General features: G+C 67.7%; 19 protein-coding genes, 1 pseudogene and 2 riboswitches. Of the genes and pseudogenes, 6 read left to right on the forward strand and 14 right to left on the reverse strand.

The window, feature by feature from the left end:
- Positions 1-9: 9 nt before the first annotated feature.
- Both QK291_RS11675 and QK291_RS11680 read right to left on the reverse strand, forming a co-directional pair.
- Positions 10-1,923 (reverse strand): ABC transporter ATP-binding protein, encoded by a 1,914-nt coding sequence (locus tag QK291_RS11675; RefSeq protein ID WP_282381963.1) that lies wholly within the window; start codon positions 1,921-1,923, stop codon positions 10-12.
- Positions 1,920-3,590: an ABC-F family ATP-binding cassette domain-containing protein gene (locus QK291_RS11680; RefSeq protein ID WP_282381964.1), complete on the reverse strand. Its 1,671-nt coding sequence runs from the start codon at positions 3,588-3,590 to the stop codon at positions 1,920-1,922. The genes QK291_RS11675 and QK291_RS11680 overlap by 4 nt, the downstream gene beginning before the upstream one ends.
- Before the next feature lie 228 nt (positions 3,591-3,818).
- On the opposite strand from QK291_RS11680, the gene QK291_RS11685 reads away from it, so the two are divergent.
- From QK291_RS11685 to QK291_RS11700, 4 genes are read left to right on the forward strand one after another with little or no spacing between them, the layout of a single operon-like run.
- Positions 3,819-4,565: a hypothetical protein gene (locus QK291_RS11685; RefSeq protein ID WP_282381966.1), complete on the forward strand. Its 747-nt coding sequence runs from the start codon at positions 3,819-3,821 to the stop codon at positions 4,563-4,565.
- Positions 4,562-5,284 carry a hypothetical protein gene (locus tag QK291_RS11690; protein WP_282381968.1) on the forward strand — a complete coding sequence of 241 codons (723 nt, stop codon included), beginning with the start codon at positions 4,562-4,564 and terminating at the stop codon, positions 5,282-5,284. The genes QK291_RS11685 and QK291_RS11690 overlap by 4 nt, the downstream gene beginning before the upstream one ends.
- Positions 5,284-6,018 carry a hypothetical protein gene (locus tag QK291_RS11695; protein ID WP_282382102.1) on the forward strand — a complete coding sequence of 245 codons (735 nt, stop codon included), beginning with the start codon at positions 5,284-5,286 and terminating at the stop codon, positions 6,016-6,018. Before QK291_RS11690 ends, QK291_RS11695 begins: the two co-directional genes overlap by 1 nt.
- A 22-nt stretch (positions 6,019-6,040) precedes the next feature.
- Entirely contained in the window at positions 6,041-6,784 is a 744-nt protein-coding gene (locus QK291_RS11700) for a hypothetical protein (protein WP_282381970.1), read from the forward strand.
- A 171-nt stretch (positions 6,785-6,955) separates the two neighbouring features.
- Here the strand turns inward: QK291_RS11700 and QK291_RS11705 are convergent, their stop codons facing one another.
- The 9 genes from QK291_RS11705 to QK291_RS11745 form a co-directional block, all read right to left on the reverse strand.
- Positions 6,956-9,979: a glycoside hydrolase family 38 C-terminal domain-containing protein gene (locus tag QK291_RS11705; protein WP_282381972.1), complete on the reverse strand. Its 3,024-nt coding sequence runs from the start codon at positions 9,977-9,979 to the stop codon at positions 6,956-6,958.
- A 92-nt stretch (positions 9,980-10,071) separates the two neighbouring features.
- Positions 10,072-10,953 carry a formate dehydrogenase accessory sulfurtransferase FdhD gene (gene fdhD, locus QK291_RS11710; protein WP_282381974.1) on the reverse strand — a complete coding sequence of 294 codons (882 nt, stop codon included), beginning with the start codon at positions 10,951-10,953 and terminating at the stop codon, positions 10,072-10,074.
- A gap of 76 nt (positions 10,954-11,029) precedes the next feature.
- Positions 11,030-12,439 (reverse strand): molybdopterin molybdotransferase MoeA, encoded by a 1,410-nt coding sequence (locus QK291_RS11715; RefSeq protein ID WP_282381976.1) that lies wholly within the window; start codon positions 12,437-12,439, stop codon positions 11,030-11,032.
- A complete protein-coding gene (locus QK291_RS11720) occupies positions 12,436-12,723 on the reverse strand; it encodes a DUF6457 domain-containing protein (protein ID WP_282381979.1) in 288 nt (95 codons plus the stop codon). Before QK291_RS11720 ends, QK291_RS11715 begins: the two co-directional genes overlap by 4 nt.
- Positions 12,707-13,432 carry an NTP transferase domain-containing protein gene (locus QK291_RS11725; RefSeq protein ID WP_282381981.1) on the reverse strand — a complete coding sequence of 242 codons (726 nt, stop codon included), beginning with the start codon at positions 13,430-13,432 and terminating at the stop codon, positions 12,707-12,709. The genes QK291_RS11720 and QK291_RS11725 overlap by 17 nt, the downstream gene beginning before the upstream one ends.
- A 68-nt stretch (positions 13,433-13,500) precedes the next feature.
- Positions 13,501-14,001 (reverse strand): HNH endonuclease, encoded by a 501-nt coding sequence (locus tag QK291_RS11730; protein ID WP_282381983.1) that lies wholly within the window; start codon positions 13,999-14,001, stop codon positions 13,501-13,503.
- 218 nt (positions 14,002-14,219) lie between these two features.
- Positions 14,220-15,005: an NlpC/P60 family protein gene (locus QK291_RS11735; protein ID WP_282381985.1), complete on the reverse strand. Its 786-nt coding sequence runs from the start codon at positions 15,003-15,005 to the stop codon at positions 14,220-14,222.
- A 309-nt stretch (positions 15,006-15,314) separates the two neighbouring features.
- Positions 15,315-15,474, reverse strand: a riboswitch (cyclic di-AMP (ydaO/yuaA leader).
- A gap of 148 nt (positions 15,475-15,622) precedes the next feature.
- The gene (locus QK291_RS11740) at positions 15,623-16,456 is read right to left on the reverse strand and encodes a M23 family metallopeptidase (RefSeq protein ID WP_282381987.1); all 834 of its coding nucleotides are present in this window, start codon (positions 16,454-16,456) and stop codon (positions 15,623-15,625) included.
- 3 nt (positions 16,457-16,459) lie between these two features.
- A riboswitch (cyclic di-AMP (ydaO/yuaA leader) is annotated at positions 16,460-16,668 on the reverse strand.
- A gap of 149 nt (positions 16,669-16,817) precedes the next feature.
- Positions 16,818-17,513, reverse strand: coding sequence for a metal-dependent transcriptional regulator (locus QK291_RS11745; protein WP_282381988.1), 696 nt, complete (start codon positions 17,511-17,513; stop codon positions 16,818-16,820).
- 284 nt (positions 17,514-17,797) lie between these two features.
- Here QK291_RS11745 and serC point away from each other — a divergent pair, with 284 nt between their 5' ends.
- On the forward strand, positions 17,798-18,925 hold the full coding sequence (gene serC / locus QK291_RS11750; RefSeq protein ID WP_282381991.1) for a phosphoserine transaminase: 1,128 nt from the start codon (positions 17,798-17,800) through the stop codon (positions 18,923-18,925).
- A gap of 85 nt (positions 18,926-19,010) precedes the next feature.
- On the opposite strand, the gene QK291_RS11755 is transcribed toward serC, so the two are convergent.
- The 3 genes and pseudogenes from QK291_RS11755 to QK291_RS11765 all read right to left on the reverse strand — a co-directional run bounded on the left by QK291_RS11755 (position 19,011) and on the right by QK291_RS11765 (position 21,472).
- Positions 19,011-20,318, reverse strand: a complete 1,308-nt coding sequence (locus QK291_RS11755) for an MFS transporter (protein ID WP_282382103.1) — start codon at positions 20,316-20,318, stop codon at positions 19,011-19,013.
- A 305-nt stretch (positions 20,319-20,623) separates the two neighbouring features.
- Positions 20,624-21,079: pseudogene (locus QK291_RS11760) on the reverse strand (DUF3027 domain-containing protein); the annotation flags it as partial.
- Positions 21,080-21,088: 9 nt separating this feature from the next.
- Positions 21,089-21,472 (reverse strand): cold shock domain-containing protein, encoded by a 384-nt coding sequence (locus QK291_RS11765; RefSeq protein ID WP_282381994.1) that lies wholly within the window; start codon positions 21,470-21,472, stop codon positions 21,089-21,091.
- Between the two features lie 178 nt (positions 21,473-21,650).
- Between QK291_RS11765 and QK291_RS11770 the strand changes: the two genes are divergently transcribed.
- Positions 21,651-21,884, forward strand: a complete 234-nt coding sequence (locus QK291_RS11770) for a hypothetical protein (RefSeq protein WP_282381996.1) — start codon at positions 21,651-21,653, stop codon at positions 21,882-21,884.
- Positions 21,885-21,894 lie beyond the last annotated feature (10 nt).

Genomic DNA, 21,894 nt, shown 5'->3' on the forward strand with positions numbered 1-21,894 from the left:
CCCGTGCAGTCAGTGCCCGGGAACGGCCTCTTCCGCCACGGCGCTGGCTTCGGCGAACTGCGTCCGGTACAGCTCCGCGTAGCGGCCTTCGGCGGCCAGCAGCTCGGTGTGCGTCCCGCGCTCAACGATCCGGCCGCCCTCCACCACCAGGATGGCGTCGGCGGCCCGGATGGTCGACAGCCGGTGGGCGATCACGACGGCCGTGCGCCCCTCGAGCGCGGCGCCCAGGGCCTCCTGGACGGCGGCTTCGTTCGTGGAGTCCAGGGCCGCGGTGGCCTCGTCCAGGATCACAACGCGCGGCTGGGCAATGAGCAGGCGGGCGATGGTGAGGCGCTGGCGTTCGCCGCCGGAGAGGCGGTAGCCGCGCTCTCCCACGACGGTGTCCAGTCCGTCCGGGAGCGAGCGGATCATGTCCTCCAGCCGGGCCTGGCGCAACACATCCCACATCAGCTCGTCGCTGGCGTCCGGGCGGGCCAGGCGCAGGTTGGAAGCGATGCTCTCGTGGAACAGGTGCCCGTCCTGGGTCACCATGCCCAGGGTGTGCCGCATGGAATCGAAGGTGAGGTCCCGGACATCCACGCCGGTACCGGGCACGGCTCCGCCGAAGCGGACCGCACCGGAATCGACGTCGTACAGTCGCGAGAGCAGCTGCGCGATTGTGGACTTGCCGGCCCCCGAGGACCCCACGAGGGCGACGGTCTGGCCGGGTTCGACCCGGAAGCTGATGCCGTGCAGCACCTCTTCGCCGCCGCGGGTGTCGAGGGTGGACACGTCCTCGAGCGAGGCGAGCGAGACCTTGTCCGCCGAGGGGTAGGAGAAGCGGACGTCGTCGAACTCCACGGACAGCGGCCCGGCCGGTGAGGACACCGCGTCGGGCTTCTGCTGGATGAGCGGCTTGAGGTCCAGGATCTCGAAGACCCGCTCGAAGCTGACCAGGGCGCTCATGATCTCGACCCGGGCGTTGGAGAGCGCGGTGAGCGGCGCATAGAGGCGGGTGAGCAGCAGTGCCAGCACGACGACGTCGCCCGCGGCCAGCTGCCCCTGCAGGGCGAGGAAGCCGCCGAGTCCGTAGACCAGGGCCAGGGCCAGGGCCGAGACGAGCGTCAGTGCGGTCACGAAGGTGAACTGCAGCATGGCCGTGCGGATGCCGATGTCCCGCACGCGCCCGGCGCGGACGGCGAATTCCCGGGATTCCTCGTCGGGGCGGCCGAAGAGCTTCACCAGGGTGGCGCCCGGGGCGGAGAACCGCTCCGTCATTTGGGTGCCCATGGAGGCATTGTGCTCGGCGGCCTCACGGCGCAGGTCGGCAAGCTTGGAGCCCATCCGGCGGGCCGGGATCAGGAAGATCGGCAGCAGGATCATGGCGAGCACGGTGATGAGCCAGGACTTCCCCAGCATTACCACAAGGGTCAGGGCGAGGGCCACGACGTTGCTGACGACCCCGGAGAGGGTCCCGGCGAACGCCGACTGGGCACCGATCACGTCGTTGTTCAGCCGGCTCACCAGCGCCCCGGTGCGGGTGCGGGTGAAGAACGCGATCGGCATCTTCTGCACGTGGTCGAAGACCTTGGTGCGCAGATCCACGATCACACCCTCGCCGATGGTGGAGGACAGCCAGCGCGTGACAAGTCCCAGCCCGGCTTCGGCGACCGCCACGATCGCGATCAGCACGGCCAGCCAGACGACGACGTCGGTGGCCGCGCCGGCGATGATCGCGTCCACGACCTGGCCGGCGAGCACGGGGGTGGCGACAGCCAGCACGGCCATCACAATTGAGAGCAGCACGAAGGCGATCAGCTTGCCCTTGTGCGGGCGGGCGAAGCTGAACACCCGCTTGAGCGTCTCCTTCGAGAACGGTTTCGAGCCGCTCGAGGCGCGTGTGATGTTGTAAAGGGAGCTCCAGGCTACCCGGTCCATGCTCATGTGTTGTTGCCTTTCGGGGCGGTGTGGCCCAGGAGCTCGGTGACGACGCCGTTGTCCACGTTCCAGCGCGCGTCAAGGCGCACGTTTTCCAGCAGCCTGCGGTCGTGGGTGACCAGCAGCAGGGCGCCGTCGTAGCCTTCGAGGGCTTCCTCGAGCTGTTCGATTGCCGGAAGATCCAGGTGGTTGGTGGGCTCGTCGAGCACCAGCAGGTTCACGCCGCGGGCCTGCAGCAGGGCCAGCGCGGCCCGGGTCCGCTCCCCCGGCGACAGGGAGTCCACCGGGCGGGAGGTGTGGTCTGCCTTGAGGCCGAATTTGGCCAGCAGGGTCCGGACTTCGGCCGGGGTCTGGTCCGTGAGCACGGCCTCGACGGCGTCGGCCAGTTTCAGCGGCCCGGCCAGCAGCCCGCGGGCCTGGTCGATCTCGCCGACGGCCACGGAGGTGCCCATGGAGGAGTCACCGGAATCGGGCCGCTGGATGCCCAGCAGCAGGCGCAGCAGGGTGGACTTGCCGGCACCGTTGGGGCCGGTAATGCCGATGCGTTCCCCGGCGTTGAGCTGCAGATTTACCGGCCCCAGGGTGAAGTCCCCCTGGCGGGCGACGGCGTCGCGGAGCGTCGCCACGACGGCGCTCGAGCGCGGTGCCGCCCCGATGCTGAACTGCAGCTGCCATTCCTTGCGGGGTTCGTCGACCTCGTCCAGCCGGGCGATGCGCGATTCCATCTGGCGGACCTTCTGGCCCTGCTTCTCGGAGGACTCGGTGCTGGCCGCGCGCCTGATCTTGTCGTTGTCCGGGTTCTTCTTCATGGCGTTGCGGACGCCCTGGGAGCTCCACTCGCGCTGGGTGCGGGCGCGGGAGACCAGATCGGCCTTGGTGTTGGCGAACTCCTCGTACCGTTCCCGGGCATGCCGGCGCGCCACGGCACGCTCCTCGAGGTAGGCCTCGTAGCCGCCGTCGTAGACCGCCACGGAGTTCTGCGCGAGGTCCAGTTCCACGATGGTGGTCACGCAGCGGGCGAGGAACTCGCGGTCGTGGGAAACCAGCACCACGCCGCCGCGGAGTCCCTGCACGAAGGCCTCGAGTTTGGCCAGTCCGTTGAGGTCCAGATCGTTCGTGGGTTCGTCCAGGAGCACGATGTCGAAGCGGCTGAGCAGCAACGCCGCGAGCGCCACACGGGCAGCCTGCCCGCCGGAGAGTCCGGTCATTTCGGCGTCCTGCCCCACCTCGAGGCCGAGGTCGGCGAGGACGGCCGGGATGCGGTCGTCCAGGTCCGCGGCGCCGGAGGCCATCCAGCGGTCGAACGCGAGGGAGTAGTCGTCGTCGGAGCCGGGAGCGCCATTGCCAAGGGCATCCGCCGAGGACTCCATGTCCAGGGTGGCCTGCGCGCAGCCGGTGCGCCGGGCGATGTAGCCGGCGACCGTCTCGCCGGCGACCCGTTCATGTTCCTGGGGCAGCCAGCCCACGAAGGCGTCCGCCGGGGCGAGGCTGATGGTGCCTTCCTGCGGCTGGTCGACGCCGGCCAGGAGCCGGAGCAGCGTGGATTTTCCCGCCCCGTTGGCGCCCACGACGCCGACGACGTCGCCGGGCGCGACGGTCAGGGAGAGTTTGGAGAAGAGGGTGCGGTGGTCGTGACCACCGGAGAGGTCCTTGGCAACAAGGGTTGCAGTCATTAGTCCATTCTCTCACCGCGGCCCGCAGCAGACCGCCACAGGGGGTTCCGGGCGGCCGCCGGCCGGCGGGCATGAAAGAACCCGCTGGTCCGGACTTGGGGGGTGTACGGACCAGCGGGTTCGAGCATTTAGCATAGTTGAATCAGCACGTCCCGTAAAATCGCCACAGTCACCTCTCCACCGACCGACAGCAGCCGCACCTCCATTCGACTCTGCAGGAAGCCGTAAATGCCCTTACCCGCCAAGGCGTTTCAACACTGGCTCCATGTCGTTGCTCCGAGCGCGAGCACAGCCGACATCTGCAGGCTTTCCGGGATCAAGCGCACCACCCTTGCCCAGCAGCTGGTGCGCGGCAAGGTTGCCGAATCCACCCTCGTCAGCATCAGCCGGGCCCTCAAGCGCAGCCCTTTGGCCGACCTTGCCGCGTTCGAGAGCTATGCGGACCTTGCCGGGCGGCCGCAGCCGCCGACTCCCGCGGAACTCGTCAGCCAGATTGCCACCATGGATCTGCTGCGGGCCGTCATTTCCCGCTCTGCACCGGCGTACGGCGGCTATGGCGACGACGGCAGTGCGCTGACGCCGGCGCTTGGTGCCGCACCGCACGCCACCTCGGTCCGGAACTGGGTGGACGCGATCGACGACGGCGAATTGCGGCACCGGGTGTCGGACGCCACGGGGGTTGCGCCGCAGAACTATTCGGCCCAGTTGACCGCCAACCGGCTCTCCCCCGAGTTGGCGGTCGCGACCGCCCGCGCCGCTGGCGTAGGATTCACGGGCGGACTCGTCGCTACGGGATTGCTCACCGAAGCCGAGGCCGGCTGGCCGCCGGAGGCCAAGCAGGCCGCCCTGGACGCCTTGTCCGATGGCGAACTCACCGTATTGGCCGGGGAGCGCCTTCAGGCCCTCGGCAAGACCCTGCGCCGCCAGGAACACGAACAAGAACAAACCAAAAAGATATGGGAGAACCTCGGATGATCGCGATCCTGCAGTGGACCACTTTTGCGGTCTGCGCACTTGTCGCGATCGCGCGGATTCCGAGTGCGCTGCGGCGGGAGAACAGGTCGATTTTCGGCGTCTTCGTGCTGTCCACCGTGGCCATTCTGCTCAGCATCGATGTGAGCTACCAGTCCATCGACGCGTGGCTCGGGTCCGAGAACTACACAAACCTGATCCTTCGTTTTGTCGTCTATGGCACGGTACTGCTGGCCGGCTACCGGATCGCCAAGGCCTTCGATGGACCGAGGAGCATCCGCCTCATCGTTGGCCCCGTGGGGAAGTCAGTTCTTACTGGCGTGGGCATCGCCACCGTGATCCTCTTCCTGTTGGCTGACACCGAGGGAACCGCCACCGGTCTGAAGACGCTGCCCGCCAGAAGCCCCCAGAACGCGGCGCTGATCGAGTCGTACGCCGCAGTGGGACGCCTGTACCCGGCCTACGTCGCCGCGTGCATCCTGCCCGCCACCTTCGTGGCAATCAGTCGGCCACTCCCCAAAACCATCCGCATCGGTGCACTGCTGCTGACGGTCGCATTCGCCGCAATGGCCTTCGGCTCCTTCTACCCGCTGATCCCCAGCGAGGCCGGGTTTCTGGAGTACGTCATCAACTACACGTCGGTGTTGTGCCTGGCCCTCGGGCTAGCCTTCGTCTGGATTTCCAGCCTGATGGCAAAGCGCGCGCTGCGGATGCACCCGTGATGATCGCAATCCTGCAGTGGACCACGTTGGCGGTCTGCGCATTCGTCGCGATCGCGAGGATTCCGAGTGCCGTCCGGGGTGAGAATAGATCGCTGTTCTTCGTGTATGCGTTCATGACGGTGGCCATCGTCTTGAGCATCGAGGCACCGTACCTGGCCGTGGACAGTGTCCTGGGCGGCGTGAACCTGGCCAACCTGCTGCTGCGCTTCATCATCTTCGGCACCGTCTTTGCCCTCGGGCTCAGAATCGCCCGGGGCTTCGGCGCCGATGACGCCCTCCGTTTGATCACCGGTCCCCCGGGGATCGCATTCGCGGGAGCTGCATCGGTGGCGGTAGTGGTGGTCTTCCTGATGATGGACACGGCAGGATCGTCCGCAGGATTGATCTCGGTGTATGACAGGGATGCCCGCAACGCGGCGCTCGTGGAGTACTACGGAGCCGCCGGACGGCTCTACCCCGCGTACATCACGCTTGCCCTCTTTCCTGCCATGGTGCGGGCAGTGCGCGGCGGGCTGCCGGGCCTTGTCCGGCTCGGCGCTGCCTTGCTGGCAGTTGGTACCTTAGCCATTACGCTGAGCCTGTTGTCCCCGGTGATTCCCGCGTCGCTGGCCTACCTGCGCTTTGTCTTCAGCTATACCGCCATTTTGGGGCTCGTCGTGGGACTTGCCGCGATCTGGCTGTCGAAGATTCTGGCCAGGAAGATGCGGAAAGCGCACACTGGCCTGACCGGATAGCGGAGCGACGGGGAGAACCCTGATGATGGCAACCCTGGAGTGGATGACTCTCGTGGTGTGCTGTGTGGCGCTCTTTCTGCGGGTGCCGGATGCTGTGCGGGGCCGGAACCGGACCGTTTTCGGAATCCTCTTCCTGGGCAGCCTGTGCAGTGTGCTCGCCGTCTCAGAGCTCTACGAGGTGATTGACGGCGCCCTGGGTGGCTGGGACCTTACCAGCCTGATCCTGCGCTATCTGGTCTTCGCAACCGTCCTGCTGGTCGGTCTCCGGGTCACGAGTGGACTCGCCGCAGCCCGGGCCCACCAGCTCATTTCCGGAGGTATCGGGCGCTGGGCGCTGGGGCTCGGCTGTCTGGCCGTGACGGTGGCGTTCTTCCTGACGGGCAGTTCCTGGCCACCGGCGGGGCCGCCCGCGCAGGGGGCGGGCGGTGCAGGGGACGCGGACCTGTCCCCCTGGTTCACGGCTGCCGGCCGCACGTATCCTGCCTTCGTGTCGCTCGTCCTGGCGGCTCCGCTGCTGGCGGCCGTCAGGAGCAGGCTGCCGCGCCTGGTCAGGGCCGGTGCCCTGCTGGTCCTGCTCGGCGCCGTCTGTGCAGCCCTCAGCCTCCCGGCCGCCCTGACGCCGCCCAGTTGGGCTGGCGCGCAGCACTTCGTTAACTACGCGGCGGCCCTGGGCTACGTCGTGGGCCTCGTCGTGTTTTGGTTTTCGGGGCTGATCGCGAGTCCTTCGGGTAACGCTCGCGCAAGATTACGTCGGAACCGCAACTAGGCATTCACAAAATCATTAGATCGTGAGAGGATCATGAATGTGTGAAAGCGGCATTCGCTTCGTGAACGGGGACAATCCGTGCGGAGCCGAGGCAGCCGCCCAAGCGCCATTGGGGGGATGAGTGGTAGCGGTCCAACAGGACCGCTCCCACTCAGCCTGTTTAAGGGCCCTTCAGCGCACAAACCTCAAGGTCACCAGCTGGAAGGGCCGGAGCGCCAGTTCCGCCGAGTCCCCCGCCGCCGTCACGCCCGGCGCAGCTGCCGGCCGTTCCAGCAGGTCCACGGTGTGGACGCCGTTGACGGCAAAGCCGGCTGTCACCGTTCCCGCGGACCTCTCCCCGAGCGATTCGTAGACCCGGACAACAACGTCGCCGGAGCCATCCTCGGCAAGTTTCACGGCCTCAACGACCAGGGCCGGGTTGGAAACGGCAATGAGCGGTTCCACGCCGTGGGCGCCCCTGACCACGCGGGGGGCCAGATTCGTGCGGTACCCCTCTTCGACGGCGTCGGCGATGCCTGCGCCGGGCCGGATGGTGACGTTCAGTTCGTGCCGGCCGCGGTCAGCGGCGGGGTCGGGGAACTTGGGCGCGCGCAGCAGCGAGAGCCGCACGGTGGTGGTCGTTCCGCCGTCGTCCTCCCGGATATTCCGGGTGACGTCGTGGCCGTAGGTGGATGAGTTGGTGACCGCCACGCCGTAGCCGGGCTCGGCGACGTGGATCCACCGGTGGGCGCAGATTTCGAACTTCGCGGTTTCCCAGGAGGTATTGAGGTGCGTCGGGCGGAACACATGCCCGAACTGGGTCTCCGCGGCCGAGCGGTCCGCCCGGACGTCCAGCGCGAATCCGAGCTTGAGCAGCTTTTCGCTTTCCTGCCAGTCAACCGCCGTCGAAATCGCCAAGGAGCCGGCGCCTGCCGCCAGCGATATCCGCTGGGTGAGCGCCGAGGATCCCGCCAGCCGTTCCACCACAACGACGGCGTCCCGGCCACGGGATTCCAGCGTCAGGGAACGCGCACCGGTCAGGCGGACGACGTTGCGGCGGTAGAAGGCGTCGATGTCCCAGGCATCCCATTCGTTGGGGGTGTCCCGGTGCAGCTCCAGCAGGTTCCCGAACTGCCCGGGAGCGATGGCGTCGCGTCCGCTGGCATAATCAGTCAGGGATTCGAGCAGACCGTCGGCGTTGATGACGGCGCGGATGATCCCGTTGTCCAGGATGTACCCGCCGCCGGCTTCGGTGGCCAGCACCGGCGGTCCGGCGGTCACCGGCTCGGCTGCGGCCAGCGCGGGGACGCCGTGGCGTTCGTGCGGAGCGGCGTTGAGCAGGAAGTCAGTGTCCCCCGCGCCCAGGACCGCGCCGGCGGCGTCGGCGATGATCGCTTCAAGCTGCCGCCCGACGGCGGCGTAGTTCCGTTCGGCATCCTGGTGCACCCAGGCGATGGAGCTGCCCGGGAGGATGTCGTGGAACTGCTGCAGGAGCACCAACCGCCAGAGGCGCCTGAGCTCGTCCGCCGGGTAGGCGTATCCGGCGCGCACGGCCGCCGTCGCGCACCAGAGTTCGGCTTCGCGGAGCAGGTGTTCACTGCGCCGGTTGCCCAGTTTGGTCTTGGCCTGGCTCGTGTACGTGCCGCGGTGCAGTTCGAGGTACAGCTCGCCGACCCAAACCGGGAGCGCCTCGTACTCGGCCTGGGCGCGGGCGAAGAAACTGGCGGCCGAGCCGAGTTCCACCTTCGGCGATCCCTCAAGGTCCTCGGTGCGGCGCGCCGCCGCCAGCATCTCCCGGGTGGGGCCGCCGCCGCCGTCGCCGTAGCCGAACGGAACCAGCGAGACCGTGCCCCGGCCGTGGTCCCGGTAGTTGCGCTCGGCGTGGGCGAGTTCCCGGCCGCTGAGTTCGGAGCTGTAGCTGTCCACCGGCGGAAAATGCGTGAAGACCCGGGTGCCGTCGATTCCCTCCCAGTTGAAGGAGTGATGCGGCATCCGGTTGACCTGGTTCCAGGAGATCTTCTGCGTCAGGAACCACTTGCTGCCGGCGGCCTTGACGATCTGCGGCATGGCCGCCGAATAGCCGAAGGTGTCCGGAAGCCAGGCCTCCTCGCATTCCACCCCGAACTCGGCCAGGAAAAAGCCTTTACCCTCTAGGAACTGGCGGGCCATGGCCTCGCCGCCGGGCATGTTGGTATCCGATTCGACCCACATGCCGCCGACCGGGACGAACTGGCCAGTCTTGACCTTTTCCCGGATCCGTCCGAACAGCTCCGGATACAGCTCCTTGACCCAGGCGAGCTGCTGGGCTGAGGAGCAGGAAAACACGAACCGGGGATCCTCGTCCATCAGTGCCACCACGTTGGAGAAGGTACGGGCGCATTTGCGGATGGTTTCGCGGACCGGCCACAGCCAGGCGGAGTCGATGTGTGCGTGTCCGGTGGCGAGCAGATGGTGGGCGGAGGCGTACGCCGGCCGGGCCAGGACACCGGCCAAGGCCTCGCGCCCTGCCGCCGCGGTCCCGGGGACGTCGTCGGGATCCATTGCGTCCAGCATCCGTTCCAGGGCGCGCAGGATTTCGTGGCGGCGCGGCAGTTCCATCGGCAGTTCGTGCATCAGGCCACTCAGGGTCCAGATGTCCTGCTGCAGCTCCCAGACCGTCTGGTTGAGTTCTGCGATGACGATCCGGCCGAGCCGGTACTTCGGCTCGTTGCCGGCGGTTGCCTTGTCGCCGTAGGGGGTGGCCGCGAACGTCCACCCCTGCGAAAGGTCGGGGTTGGCGGCCGCCTCGACGTAGAAGTCGACGGCCATCCCGCTGCCCAGCAGCTTCAGCGGAATGTACTGGTTCCGCGGGGAGATGGCCTTGACGATCGTCCCGTCCGGCCGCCAGGCGATGCCCTCGCATTGGAACCCGGGAAGGTCACTGCTGAAGCCCAGGTCCACAATGACTTCCACCGAGGTGTCCGTTGCCGTGCCCCAGGCGTCCGGGACCTGCCCCTGCAGCCGCAGCCACTTGGTGCTCCACGGCCGCCCCCAGGCCGCTCCGTGCTCCTGCGGCGTGAACTCCTGCCGGAGGGCGTCCGGGACCGGGACGGGTTCGTCCGGGACATCCCAGCTGCTCAGGGTGAGCGGCACGCTGCGCGGGTAGACCGCGGGGACGATGCGTTCGCGAACAAAGCGGTCCAGCCGGACTTCCGTGAGACGGCGGTCGTCGTGCAATGTGATCCTCTTAGCGCTGCGTGGATGACGCTGAATTGCATCCAATCGATGGATAAAATTTACTTCGCCGCCGGCCCCCCGCCAAGTGGCTGTCAGCGGACGCTGTCCGCCAAGCCCACGGGCACGCTCACGCGGCCGGCTCCCGCATAGACGTTCAGCGAGGTGCCGCGGCTGAAGCCGGCCAGCGTCATGCCGCTGGCCTCCGCCAGTTCGACTGCCAGGCTCGACGGCGCGCTGACCGCGGCGAGGACGGGAATACCGGCCAGGGCTGCCTTCTGCACCAGTTCAAACGATGCCCGGCCGGAGACCTGGAGCACGGTTCCGCGCAGCGGGAGCATGCCCTCACGGAGGGCCCAGCCGACCACCTTGTCCACGGCGTTGTGGCGCCCCACGTCCTCGCGCAGGCACAGCAGTTCCGCGGAGCCGTCCGCGGCGGTCCGGAACAGGCCGGCGGCGTGGACCCCGCCGGTGACGTCGAAGACGGCCTGGGCTTCGCGAAGCCGGTCCGGAAGGGCCGCGAGCGTGGCCACGGGCACCGTCAGCGGGTCGTCGGCGGGGCTGAAATGCGAGGACTTGTGCACGGCCTCGATGGAATCAGTGCCGCAGATGCCGCACGAGCTGGACGTGAACACGTTCCGGCCGGTGTCCGGCCGGACGACGTCGGGCCTCAGCTGGGCTTCCACCACGTTAAACGTCTGGACGCCGTCCTCGTCTTCGCCGGCGCAGAACCGCAGGGAGACGAGCTGTTCGGGGGTCCAGATGACGCCTTCGGAGACAAGGAATCCCGCCACGAGGTCAAAGTCGTTCCCCGGTGTCCGCATGGTGACGGAGAAGGACAGGCTGCCGATCCGGATCTCCAGCGGCTCCTCCACGGCGAGCACGTCCTCCCGGTGCCGGACCGGGAATTCCAGGGCCTGGGGGGATCCGTCCAGGACATACTTATGCACCTTGCGGCGCTGCGTGACGCGGCCCATCAGGTACTCCTAACCAACATAACTCCATCATGACAAGCACTGGGCCGGGTGGCCAGCACGGGTTCAAGACCGGGCGCTACCCCAGCAGTTCGCTCCAGTCCACGGGCCCGACGGTACCGGGGGGCTTCCGGGCGGGCCGTTTGGGGGCGGGCTTGCCTTTGGGCATCGCAGGCACCGGGAGGGGTGCGCCCCAGGGAAGGGTGAAGGCCGGGACGGTTTCCCCCAGCTGGACCCCGTGCGGCGGGACCACCAGGACGCCGTCGGCCGCGGCCAGTCCGCGCATCATGCCCGGTCCGGTGTGCTGTGCCGGAGACGCCATGCCGTAGAGCAGCCGGAAGGGCATCAGCCGGGTCCGGCCCGGGTCAGGGTCGATCATGGCGCCGCAGGGGACCTCGGTGACGGGCGGCAGGGACCGGTGCCCCAGCGCCGCCAGTAGCGGGCCGCCGATGGTTGACAGTGCCATCATGGCCGCGAGCGGGTTGCCCGGCAGCCCGATGATGAACCTGCCGTCCGGGAGTTCGGCCAGCACGGCAGGATGGCCGGGACGCATCGCGATGCCGTCGATCAGCAGCCGTCCGCCGAGTTCGGCCACGGAACGGCGCAGGTGGTCGGTCCCGGAGCGGCCGGTGCCGCCGGTGGTGATGACGACGTCGGCGGGCAGCGGTTCAGTGCCGGACCGGACGGGCGGCTGCGGTTCATCAGCCGGCCCGGCTTCGGCCGCCGGGTCGGTGTCCTCGAGCGCGCTGAGCCATTCGGCGTAGCCGTCGCCGATTTTCGTTTCGCCGGCACAGATCCCACCGAGCATTTCCATGACGCCGGCGAGCTGGGGACCGAAGGTGTCGCGCACCTGCCCCGGCCGGGGGATACCGGCTGTGACCACTTCAGAGCCGGTGAACACCAGCCGGACGACGGGTTTGCCCAGGACCGGCAGGGTGTCGTGGCCGGCGAGGGCCGCGAGGGCCAGGTGGGCGGGGTTGAGCAGGGTGCCGCCCTGGATCAGTATGTCGCCGGCGGCGGCTTCCTCACCGGCTTTCCGGATGTGCTCGCCGTTTCGAGGCTCGCCGGGCTTCGCTCCGCCGCCGAGCTGCAGGACCGGCAGCCCGTCCTCGTCGGCGGCAATGGTGCCGCTTTCGCTGCGCAGCACGGCCTTCGCTCCGGGGGGAATCAGCCCGCCGGTGACGATCGGGCTGGCCTGGTGGGGCGCCAGCCGCTGGCCGGGTTCCGCGAGGATCCATGGTCCGCTGCCGTTGACCGCCCAGCCGTCCATGGCGGAGGAAGCGTAGTGCGGCATGTCCACAAGCGCCGCAACATCGGCGGCGAGTTTCCGCCCCACCGCGTCGCGAAGGGACACGGGTGCGGCTGGGATGGGAGTCGCACAGTCGAAGGCAAGCTGCCGGGCTTCCCGCCAGGTGTGCGCGAGGTGCCGGTGGGGCGCAGACTCAACCGCCGCGGCAGCTGCGCTGCCGTGAGGGGGTGCAGGTGTCATGCTCCGGAGGCTTCGTTGGCTGCGTAGTCCTTGGCCAGTTTCCGGGCAACACCCATCGCGGCCCGCATCGAGACGGCATCCGTGGCCTGGCCGGAACCGGTGGCCAGTCCTGCGGCAAAGCCGGCAATAAACGTTGTCAACGGCGCGGCGGGGCGCACTACGGAATGCGCCGCCACCCCCGCCAGGGCCAGGACCTCGTTCACGTCAACCTCGACGCCTTCCAGTTCCAAGGCCTGAAGCAGGGCACGGCACCAGTCTTCGAGTGTTTCATCCTGGCTTTTCACCGTTTGCCTCCAAAGTCGAGTTCAGCCGGGGAACCCCGGGCCGGAGGCCTGGGCCATGGCTGCCGCGGTGATGGCTGCCGAAGCCATGGCTGTCAGCCGGGCCGGTCACCCCCAGCGCGGAGGCATCGTCCCAGGTATCCACATCATCCGTGGAGCCCCTGGGGACGCTGACCTCCCGCACCTCCAGCCTAGCAAGAAGGGCGAATATCGAGGCGTTTTCGAGCGCGCCGCGCTGCCTGGCCTCGGCCACGCACCGTTGTAGCGCAGCCGTGCTATATAGGCCGGCCAGGGGCTGCCGGCGCCCGTCGGTCGACACTGACATCAGCCCGTCGCCCGGCGGGGCTTCCGCGGCGGCTGCCAGCAGGGTGCCAACGGCGGCGTCCGCCCGGGGCATGTCGACGGCGAGGACCAGGGTCAGCGGCGCCGCGGCAGGGTGGCGGGGGTTGCCGCTGCGGTGCTGTTCCAGGGCGGAGATCCCGGCGGCGACGGCTGCGGCGGGGCCGCCAAAGGCCGGCTCTTCCCGGCAGCTCAGCACTCCCCCGGGCAGGTTTCCCGGGTCGGGCCCGACGACGGCGACGGCGGCCGCGCCGCGCACGGCCTGCAGGGCGCGTTCCAGGAGGGTGACGCCGTCGTGCATCAAACCGGATTTGGGCACGCCCCCCAGCCGGGACGACCGGCCCCCGGCGAGAATGACAGCATCAAATTCCACCGGCCCAGCCTAACTGGCTATGGGTCCTGTCCCGGCGCGGCGGCCAAGGCGCGCCGGGCAGCGCCGGGTCAGGCAGCCGATTCCGGCAGCAGGAAAGGGTCCCACGCCGGCGTCGGTTTCTCCAGCTCCTTGATTTGCCAGGTCGTGCCTTTTGGCGGCGCGGGGCTGAACCCGAGCTTCCACCCCATTTCCCCCGGAGTGTGGTCGCCCTTGGCGTTGTTGCACCGCAGGCAGGCGGCGACGAGGTTTTCCCAGGAATCCGCGCCGCCCCTGGATTTGGGCTGGACATGATCGATGGTGTGGGCCGCCTTGCCGCAGTAGGCGCATCGGTGTCCGTCCCGGCGGAGCACCCCGCGGCGACTCACCGCTGTCACGGTGTTGTACCGGGGCCGGATGTAGCGATGCAAGAGAATCACCGAGGGCCGGCCCAGGACGTCCTGCGGTCCGACGACGGGATCATCGCCTTCCGCCACGACACTGGCCTTGCCAGCCAGCACAAGGACGAGCGCCCGGCGGAAGGTGACAACCGCCAGCGGTTCATATCCAGCATTCAGAACGAGAGTGCGCATCCGCATACCTCTTCACGGCCGCACCCGCCAGGGGCACGAGGGCCGGCTGCCCTCTGCATGGTCGGGCTATGGATCGACAAAACAAGAGTAAACATGGACATGCCAATTCACCGAATTTTTTTGCCCGCCCCGCCCGTTTGCGCCGAAGTTCATGTCCCGGCAACGCAAAGGACCCCCGCCGAATGGCAGGGGTCCTTGAGTTGCTGGCAGTTGTTGCCTTAGCCGCCGACGCGGATGAAGACCGGGCCGGAGCCGACGTTGACGCTCTGCAGGGAAGTGGTTCCACCGTTCCAGCCGCCGTGGACGGCCTTGCCGTTGCCCACGTAAACAGCGATGTGGGCCATGCCCGATCCGCCGTTCTGGTAGTAGGCGAGGTCGCCCGGCTGTGCCTCGGCGGCGCTGACCGTGCGGCCGAGGGACAGGTAGCCTGCCGGCCAGCCGTGGTAGTTGATGCCCGCAGCAGCCAGCGAGTTCGTGGCGAGTGCGGTGCAGTCCTGGCCAACGCCGAGCTGGGCGTAGGCGGCAGCGGCGATCGTGGCGCCCATGCCGCTGGCGACGGCCGGAGCCTTGGTGCTGGCTGCCGGGGCTGCAGTGGCGCCGACCTTGGTGCTGGCGGTCTTGGCCGTGGTGGCGGTCTTGGCCGTGGTGGCCGTGGGGGTCTCCTGGACCTTCACGACGGGCTTCGGGGCCTCCACGACGGGGGCCGCCGTGGTGGTGACCGCCGGCTTCTCGAAGGAGATGGCGATCGTCGAAGCAGCAGAGATCGTCGCCGGGGCGGCCGACTGGACTTCGAGGGTGGAAGCGGAAGTGGAGTCGCGCTGAACGTTGGCCTCAGCAGCGTTGGCTGCGATACCGCTGGTCAGGACGAGGCCGGAGGCAGCAGCGATAACTGCGGCCTGGCGACCCATGCCACCGGCGTTGTCGCCGACGGCCTTGGCAATGACGGCCAGCGAGTTGGTCTTGGTGACCTCGGCGCGGTGCCGTGCGTTTGCACGAGTAGTCATTAAGTTCTCTCTTTCGTGATCCTGGGTCCGCGCTTTTTGGGCGCGGGCTGAGGACGCTCCGGCATCTTGGGGGTACGCCGGATCGCCCCGAAATGGGTTACTTAGCGAAGGGTGTACTGCGAAGACGCGCCAAAAGCGGGAACTGCTTGCAGGTGCATAGCCTGCGGGCCGGACTCAGCAGAGCTTGAGACGGCGGTGTGAGATCCATTTCGGGCGCCACGAAGGGCACTGCCGAGGGTGGATTTCAGCGGGCTCGTAAGAGCCGCGCAAGCGCGGTGACGCGCAGCATTGTGGCGTGAAGACACGAAAGTAGCCTCTCCCAATGCCTACGAGGTGAGCTGTCGGATTCGGATGGGAGTCACCCGGCCGCGCTGCTTCCTAGGAAGCATTGCGACTTAACCCCAAGGCCTTCATTTCGAAGGCCAAAATTGGTTCCCCCGCCCCTGCCAGACGATGTCATGCGAACGGACCTTGAGCGGTGGCAGAGCTAGGCAATCCACTCAAGAGCGCCAACTTCGGAGAAGTTGGCGTAGGTCATACGGTACAGCAGTTGGGGCTCAATGTCACATTCAGATCACGGCGTGTCATATGAATGTGAGAGTGGCCCATCAGCTCGGTTAGAGCCAGCCGGTCGGGTCGACGACTTCGCCGTTGACCATGACCTCGAAGTGAAGGTGGCAGCCCGTGGAGGCGCCCGTGGTGCCGCTCATCGCCACGGTAGCGCCGCGGGTGACCTGCTGGCCCACCTTGACACTGGCGGAGGACAAGTGGTTGTAGGTGGTTTCGAGGCCGTTGCCGTGGTCGATCACCACACGGTTTCCGCCGCCATAGGGATGCCATCCCGTGAACGTGACCGTGCCGCTGGCCGCCGCAAGGACGGCAGTGCCGCACTGGGCCGCGTAGTCCTGGCCGCGGTGGAACTCCCCGGAGCCGCCGGTGATGGGGCTGACCCGGTATCCGAAGGGCGACGCTGTCTTCAGCTGGCCCAGGGGCGCCCCGAGGCTGCCCGCGGACGCGGCGCGGGTGATGGAGCCGACCGATTGGGCGCTCAGCAGTTGCTTGAGCTTGCCGTCCGGGTCGCTCTGGGTTGTGACGGCGCTGCGGTTGAAGTCAATTTTGGCGTCCGCGGCGGTCACATCCGGCTGGACTGCCGCAGAGACGGAACCGGCGGTGGATCCGGCGGCGGACCCGGTGTCCGTTGCCATTACGGGGCCCGTGGCGGGAACGGCAACGGTGAGGACCAGTCCCGTGGCAGCCAGCGCAATGCCGGCTTTTTGCCCTACGCCACTGGCGGCGGCGAAGTCCGTTACCTGGCGGAACGGGCTGCGGCGGCCTTTGCGTTCGTCGCGGTGCGCGTCACGTGGGCGGTCTGCCGTGACGGCGACGGCCGGACGCGGCTCCGGAGCGGGGCCGGTCGCACGACGGCGGCCCCTGACGATCTGGGTGGTCAAAAAGGTTCCTCTCTGGAGAGCCTGCGGAGTTAGCTGTCGGATTCGGGTCAGAGAGATCAAAGACCCGGTCCGCCGGGGCAAGCATCCAGGCACAGAGGCATCAAAGGAGGACCTCGGTCGAGCGTGCTTGCCGCTGACGGACTTCACCCCAAGGCTGTTGAACAGCCGGAAGTGGTTCCCCCGCCCCTGCCAGAAAGTGGTTCTGCGACTGATCCGCTGGCAGAGCTCGGCTCGGATCAGATAACGCTTTGGTATCGGTACTAGTGATCAACTATAGGCGATTAAGCCGTCCAGTGATAAATCCGTTACCGACCTGTGGACATCTCATGGGAGGTCCCACGAGTTGCCCGGTGAGCCCGGGTTAACCGACCGTAACAAAGACGTGGGCCGCCACCTCGGGCGGGAGCTCCAGGGCTCCCTCGATGTCGGGCACGCGCACCGAGATGTACTCCCCCACGCGTTCCAGCGACACCCGTGCGCCGGGGCGGATGCCGCCCTCATCAAGCTGGACGAGCAGTTCCGGTTCGACCTGGATGGGCTCGGCGAGCCGGCTGACCATGATCCGGGAATCCGGACCGTAACCGGCCATGGCCTCCAGCAGGTTCACGACGCCGTCGGCATAGGGCTGGGAAGGCAGACCGCCCAGCTCCGCGAGGCCCGGAATCGGGTTGCCGTAAGGCGAAACGGTGGGATGGTTCAGCAGTTCGAAGATCCGCCGCTCCACCCGTTCACTCATGACGTGTTCCCAGCGGCAGGCTTCCTCATGGACGTAGGCCCAGTCGAGCCCGATCACGTCAGCCAGCAGCCGCTCGGCAAGGCGGTGCTTGCGCATCACTTCGATGGCACGTTTCCGGCCTGTTTCCGTCAGTTCCAGGTGGCGGTCGCCGGAAACAACCACGAGCCCGTCGCGTTCCATCCGGCCGATGGTCTGGGACACAGTGGGGCCGGAGTGGCGCAGTCGTTCGGCGATGCGGGCGCGGAGGGCGACGATGTTTTCTTCTTCAAGTTCCAGAATGGTCCGAAGATACATCTCGGTTGTATCGATCAGATCCGTCATTCAGCTCAGCTCCTCGAGCGCCGTCCTTGCGTATTCCCACCGTACCGCGTGCTGCAGGCGCCCTGGCGGGGTCAGCCGTACGTTCGCAGGCCAGCTTAGCCTATTTTGAATTACTCCGGATAATCTCAGTGACCGGACTGTGACGGGCTTTTTTGCCGCCCCCGCCGGGCAGTCAGGCAGAATGAAACGCAAGGCTCCGCTGCAGCCACGCTGCCGGGCCGCCTCCCGAGCCGCACCTTTTGTACCAGCCGAAAATTTTGTACCAGCCGAAAATTGGAGCCACTGTGAGCGACACCAGCATCACGATTCCCGCCAACCTCCTGCCCAAGGACGGCCGGTTCGGCGCCGGACCGTCCAAGGTCCGTCCGGAGCAGATGGAAGCCCTCGCCGCGGCGTCGCAGCTGCTGGGAACCTCCCACCGACAGGCGCCGGTGAAGAATCTGGTGGGATCGGTCCGGAACGGGCTCAGCCAGTTCTTCCGCGCCCCCGAGGGGTATGAAGTCATCCTGGGCGTCGGCGGGTCAACCGCGTTCTGGGACATCGCGAGCTTCGGCCTGGTGGAGAACAAGGCCCAGCACTTGTCCTTCGGCGAGTTTGGCTCGAAGTTCGCCTCCGCCACCAACAAGGCGCCGTTCCTGGCGGACTCCAGCATCATCAAGTCCGACGCGGGCACCCGCCCGGCGGCCAAGGCCGAAGCCGGCGTCGACGTTTATGCCTGGCCACAGAACGAGACCTCCACCGGCGTTGCCGCTCCGGTCCAGCGTGTGGCCGGCGCTGACGCAGGTTCCCTCGTCCTGGTTGACGCCACCTCGGCCGCCGGCGGGCTGGATGTCGACGTCGCCGAAGCGGACGTTTACTACTTCGCCCCGCAGAAGAACTTTGCTTCCGACGGCGGCCTGTGGCTTGGCCTGTTCTCCCCGGCGGCGCTGGAGCGTGCTGCGCGGATCAAGGCCGGCGGCCGCTGGATCCCGGACTTCCTGGACCTCCAGACGGCGATTGACAACTCGCGGCTGAACCAGACCTACAACACCCCGGCCCTGGCCACGCTGGTCACCCTCGATGCCCAGGTGCAGTGGCTCAACGCGAACGGCGGACTGGACTTCGCCTCGGCACGGACGGCGGATTCGGCCGGCCGCATCTACCGCTGGGCCGAGGCCTCGGAGTACGCCACCCCGTTCGTGGCAAAGGCTGAGGAACGCTCCAACGTCATCGCGACGATCGACTTCGATGACTCCATCGACGCCGCAGCGATCGCGAAGGTGCTCCGCGCCAACGGCATCGTCGATACCGAACCGTACCGCAAGCTGGGCCGCAACCAGCTCCGCATCGCAACCTTCGTGGCGATCGAGCCGGATGATGTGTCGGCGCTGCTGGAGTGCATCGACTTCGTGGTGGGCGAGCTGAAGAAGTAGCTCCCCGCGCCAGCGCGGGTGTCAGTGCGTCAGCGTTTGACGGCGTCCGCCGGCGTTTGAGGGCGCCCGACGCTGTCGCCCGGGTCTAATCCCGGGCGGCGCCGTTCGCGTCGGGCCCGTTTGAGTTCCCCGGGCCGGCGGACACCACGCGGAAGTGGCGCAGCCCCCGGGCGCGCCGGTCGAACCGGATCCGCAGCTGCCTGGCCCGGACAATCCACACCAGTCCGATCAGGGCCGCGATCAGGCCGGAGGCAGCGGCGACGCTCAGGGACCAGCGGGGACCGGCGACGTTGGCAACCCACCCGACGAAGGGGGCCCCGATGGGCGTGCCGCCCATAAAGATCGCCATATAGAGCGCCATCACCCGGCCGCGCATCACGGGGTCCGTGGTGGTCTGCACGTAGCCGTTGGCGCTCGTCATCATGGTGATGGCGAAGAGCCCCACCGGTACCAGCGCCACGCCGAACCAGAAGTAGCTGGGGGCCAGCGCTGCGATGCCGGAGGCGACGCCGAAAGCTCCGGCCGCTCCGAAAATGATCCGCAGCCGGGGCTTCTGGCGGCCCGCGGACAGCAGCGCGCCGGCGACGGATCCGATGGCCATGATGGAATTCATCAGCCCGAAGGCGCTGGCATCGAGGCCGAATTCCGTGCCGACCATGGCCGCGATGAACAGTACGAAGTTCAGTCCCAGGGTCCCGACGATAAAGACCGCGACCAGCACCACCACGATGTCCGGCCGGAACCGCACATAGCGCAGCCCCTCGCGGATCCGGCCCTTGCCGGCCGCGGCCCGGGGCAGCTGGCGCAGCGAGGCGGTGGGAATCTTCCACAGGCTCAGCAGCAGCGCCACGAACGTCAGGGTGTTGATCAGGAAGACCCAGCCGGGGCCGACGGCGACCGTAAGGATGCCGGCCACCGCAGGCCCGATCATGCGGGCCACGTTGAAGGAGGCGCTGTTGAGGGCCACCGCGTTGGGCAGGTAATCGTCGCGCACCAGTTCAGAGACGAAGGTCTGCCGCACCGGGGCATCGAAGGCGGACACAACGCCGAGCAGCAGCGCGAACCCGTAGACATGCCAGAGCTGCGCGGCCCCGGACACCACCAGGATGCCCAGCCCTGCACTCAGCACCGCCATCGCGGACTGGGTCAGGATGAGCAGCTGTTTGCGGTTGAAGCGGTCGGCCAGCAGCCCGGCCACGGGGGCGAGAAAGAGCTGGGGTCCGAGCTGCAGGGCCATCGTGATGCCCATGGCGCTGGCGTCGTGGTCGGTCAGGTGGTCAAAGACCAGCCAGTCCTGGGCCGTGCGCTGCATCCAGGTTCCGATGTTGGAGATCACCGCGCCGATGAACCAGATCCGGTAGTTCAGGATATGCAGTGACTTGAAGGTGGACATCATGCCCAGCCCTCACTCTGCAGCGTCCCGGATAGTTCCAACCGTTAGTCAGCCTGCGCGGCGGGCAACTCGTCGTCGGGGGCGTCTCCGGTAGCCACGCCCGGGACGTCGTCGTCGTTGTCGTCGGACTCGTCGTCGTCGACATCGTCGGCGTCGTACTCGTCGCCGGCACCGTCCGCGTTGCCGTCCGCATCGTCGGAGTCGTCTTCGGGCGCGTCGTCGTCGGACTCAGCGGCGTCGAGCGCGTCCAGGGGCGCGTCGGCTCCGGCGGCGTCCTCCGGCGGGGCCACGACTGCGGCTGCCGTGAGTTCGTCCTCGCCCTGTTCGTCGCCGGGGCGGACACGTTCGGCCCACGGGATCCATTCGGGCGCCAGGATCGAGTCATCGGAGGGCAAAAGCCCCAGTTCGTCGACCGTTGCAACCTTGGACCGGGAGTTCCGGGTGAGCACGGCGTACCACTGCCAGCCCCCGTAGCCGGCCAGCTTTGACTCGAACAGGTGCGTGACCAGGCGGTCGCCCTCGCTCTTGGCCGCGAGGTGCCGGCCGATCTGCTCGGCGGGGGCGATGCCCTCGAGGGCAGTACGGGCGACGTCGACGGCGGCGGCCAGGAAGGCATCGGGTTTGCCGGTGCGCCATACGGGAACCCCGGAGCGCGGCTTGCTGCCTTCTTTGGTTCCGGTTTTTTTATCCCCGGCGTTCCTATCCGCGGCGGCAGTTTTGTCCCCGGCGGGGGAGCCGGTCTGATCAGTTTCCGGAGTCATCGCGGAGCCCTACGCGTCCAGCTCGTCGGCAACCTTACGCAGGGCGACGGCGATCGCCTTGCCCTTGTTGCCTTCCGGGTACTTGCCCGCGGACAGGGTTCCGGACAGGTTGTCCAGCACGGAGACGAGATCCTGAACCAGCGGGGCGAGATCCTTCGCGCTGGGCCGTTTGGCCTTGGCGATGGACGGTGCCTTGTCCAGCACGCGCAGACCCAGGGCCTGTGCGCCCTTGCGGCCGTCGGCCACTCCGAATTCAACCCGGGTGCCTGCCTTGAGCTCGGTTACGCCCTCGGGCAGCGCGGACTTCGGCAGGAAGACTTCCTGGCCGTCCTCGCCCGCGAGGAATCCGAAGCCCTTTTCCTTGTCATACCACTTGACCTTGCCGGTAGGCACGTAATCAACCTTCTTCGTTCTGCTGGTGACACGGCCGGCGGTCACCGCATCCGCATTGATATGCGGGTTCAGGGTATGACTGCCCGGACCGTGTTGGTCTGTTCCGTCAAGGTTATCCTGCCCGGCCAATTTTGGCCGTTTGGGGCGCGGGACAGGCCGGACTGTTAGCGTTAGCTCCATGACTCCATTGCGTTTCCGGCGGCCACTGCTGATCGTTGCGGCTGCCGCCGCCGTGCTGTCGCTCACGGCCGTCGGCGTCGTGATGGCGATGGCCTTCAACAGCGCCGTGTCGCCCGCCTGGGTCACCTCCGCCGCCCTCTATGGGCTTCCCGTGGCTTTCCTGCTTATGCTCTTGCTCGTGATCGATGGCGTCGCAGCCCGGCGACGCACGCGAGAGCCGGACGAGAGGTAGCCTTGCACTG

This window comes from Arthrobacter sp. AL12 (assembly GCF_029960645.1).
Classification (GTDB): Bacteria; Actinomycetota; Actinomycetes; order Actinomycetales; family Micrococcaceae; genus Arthrobacter.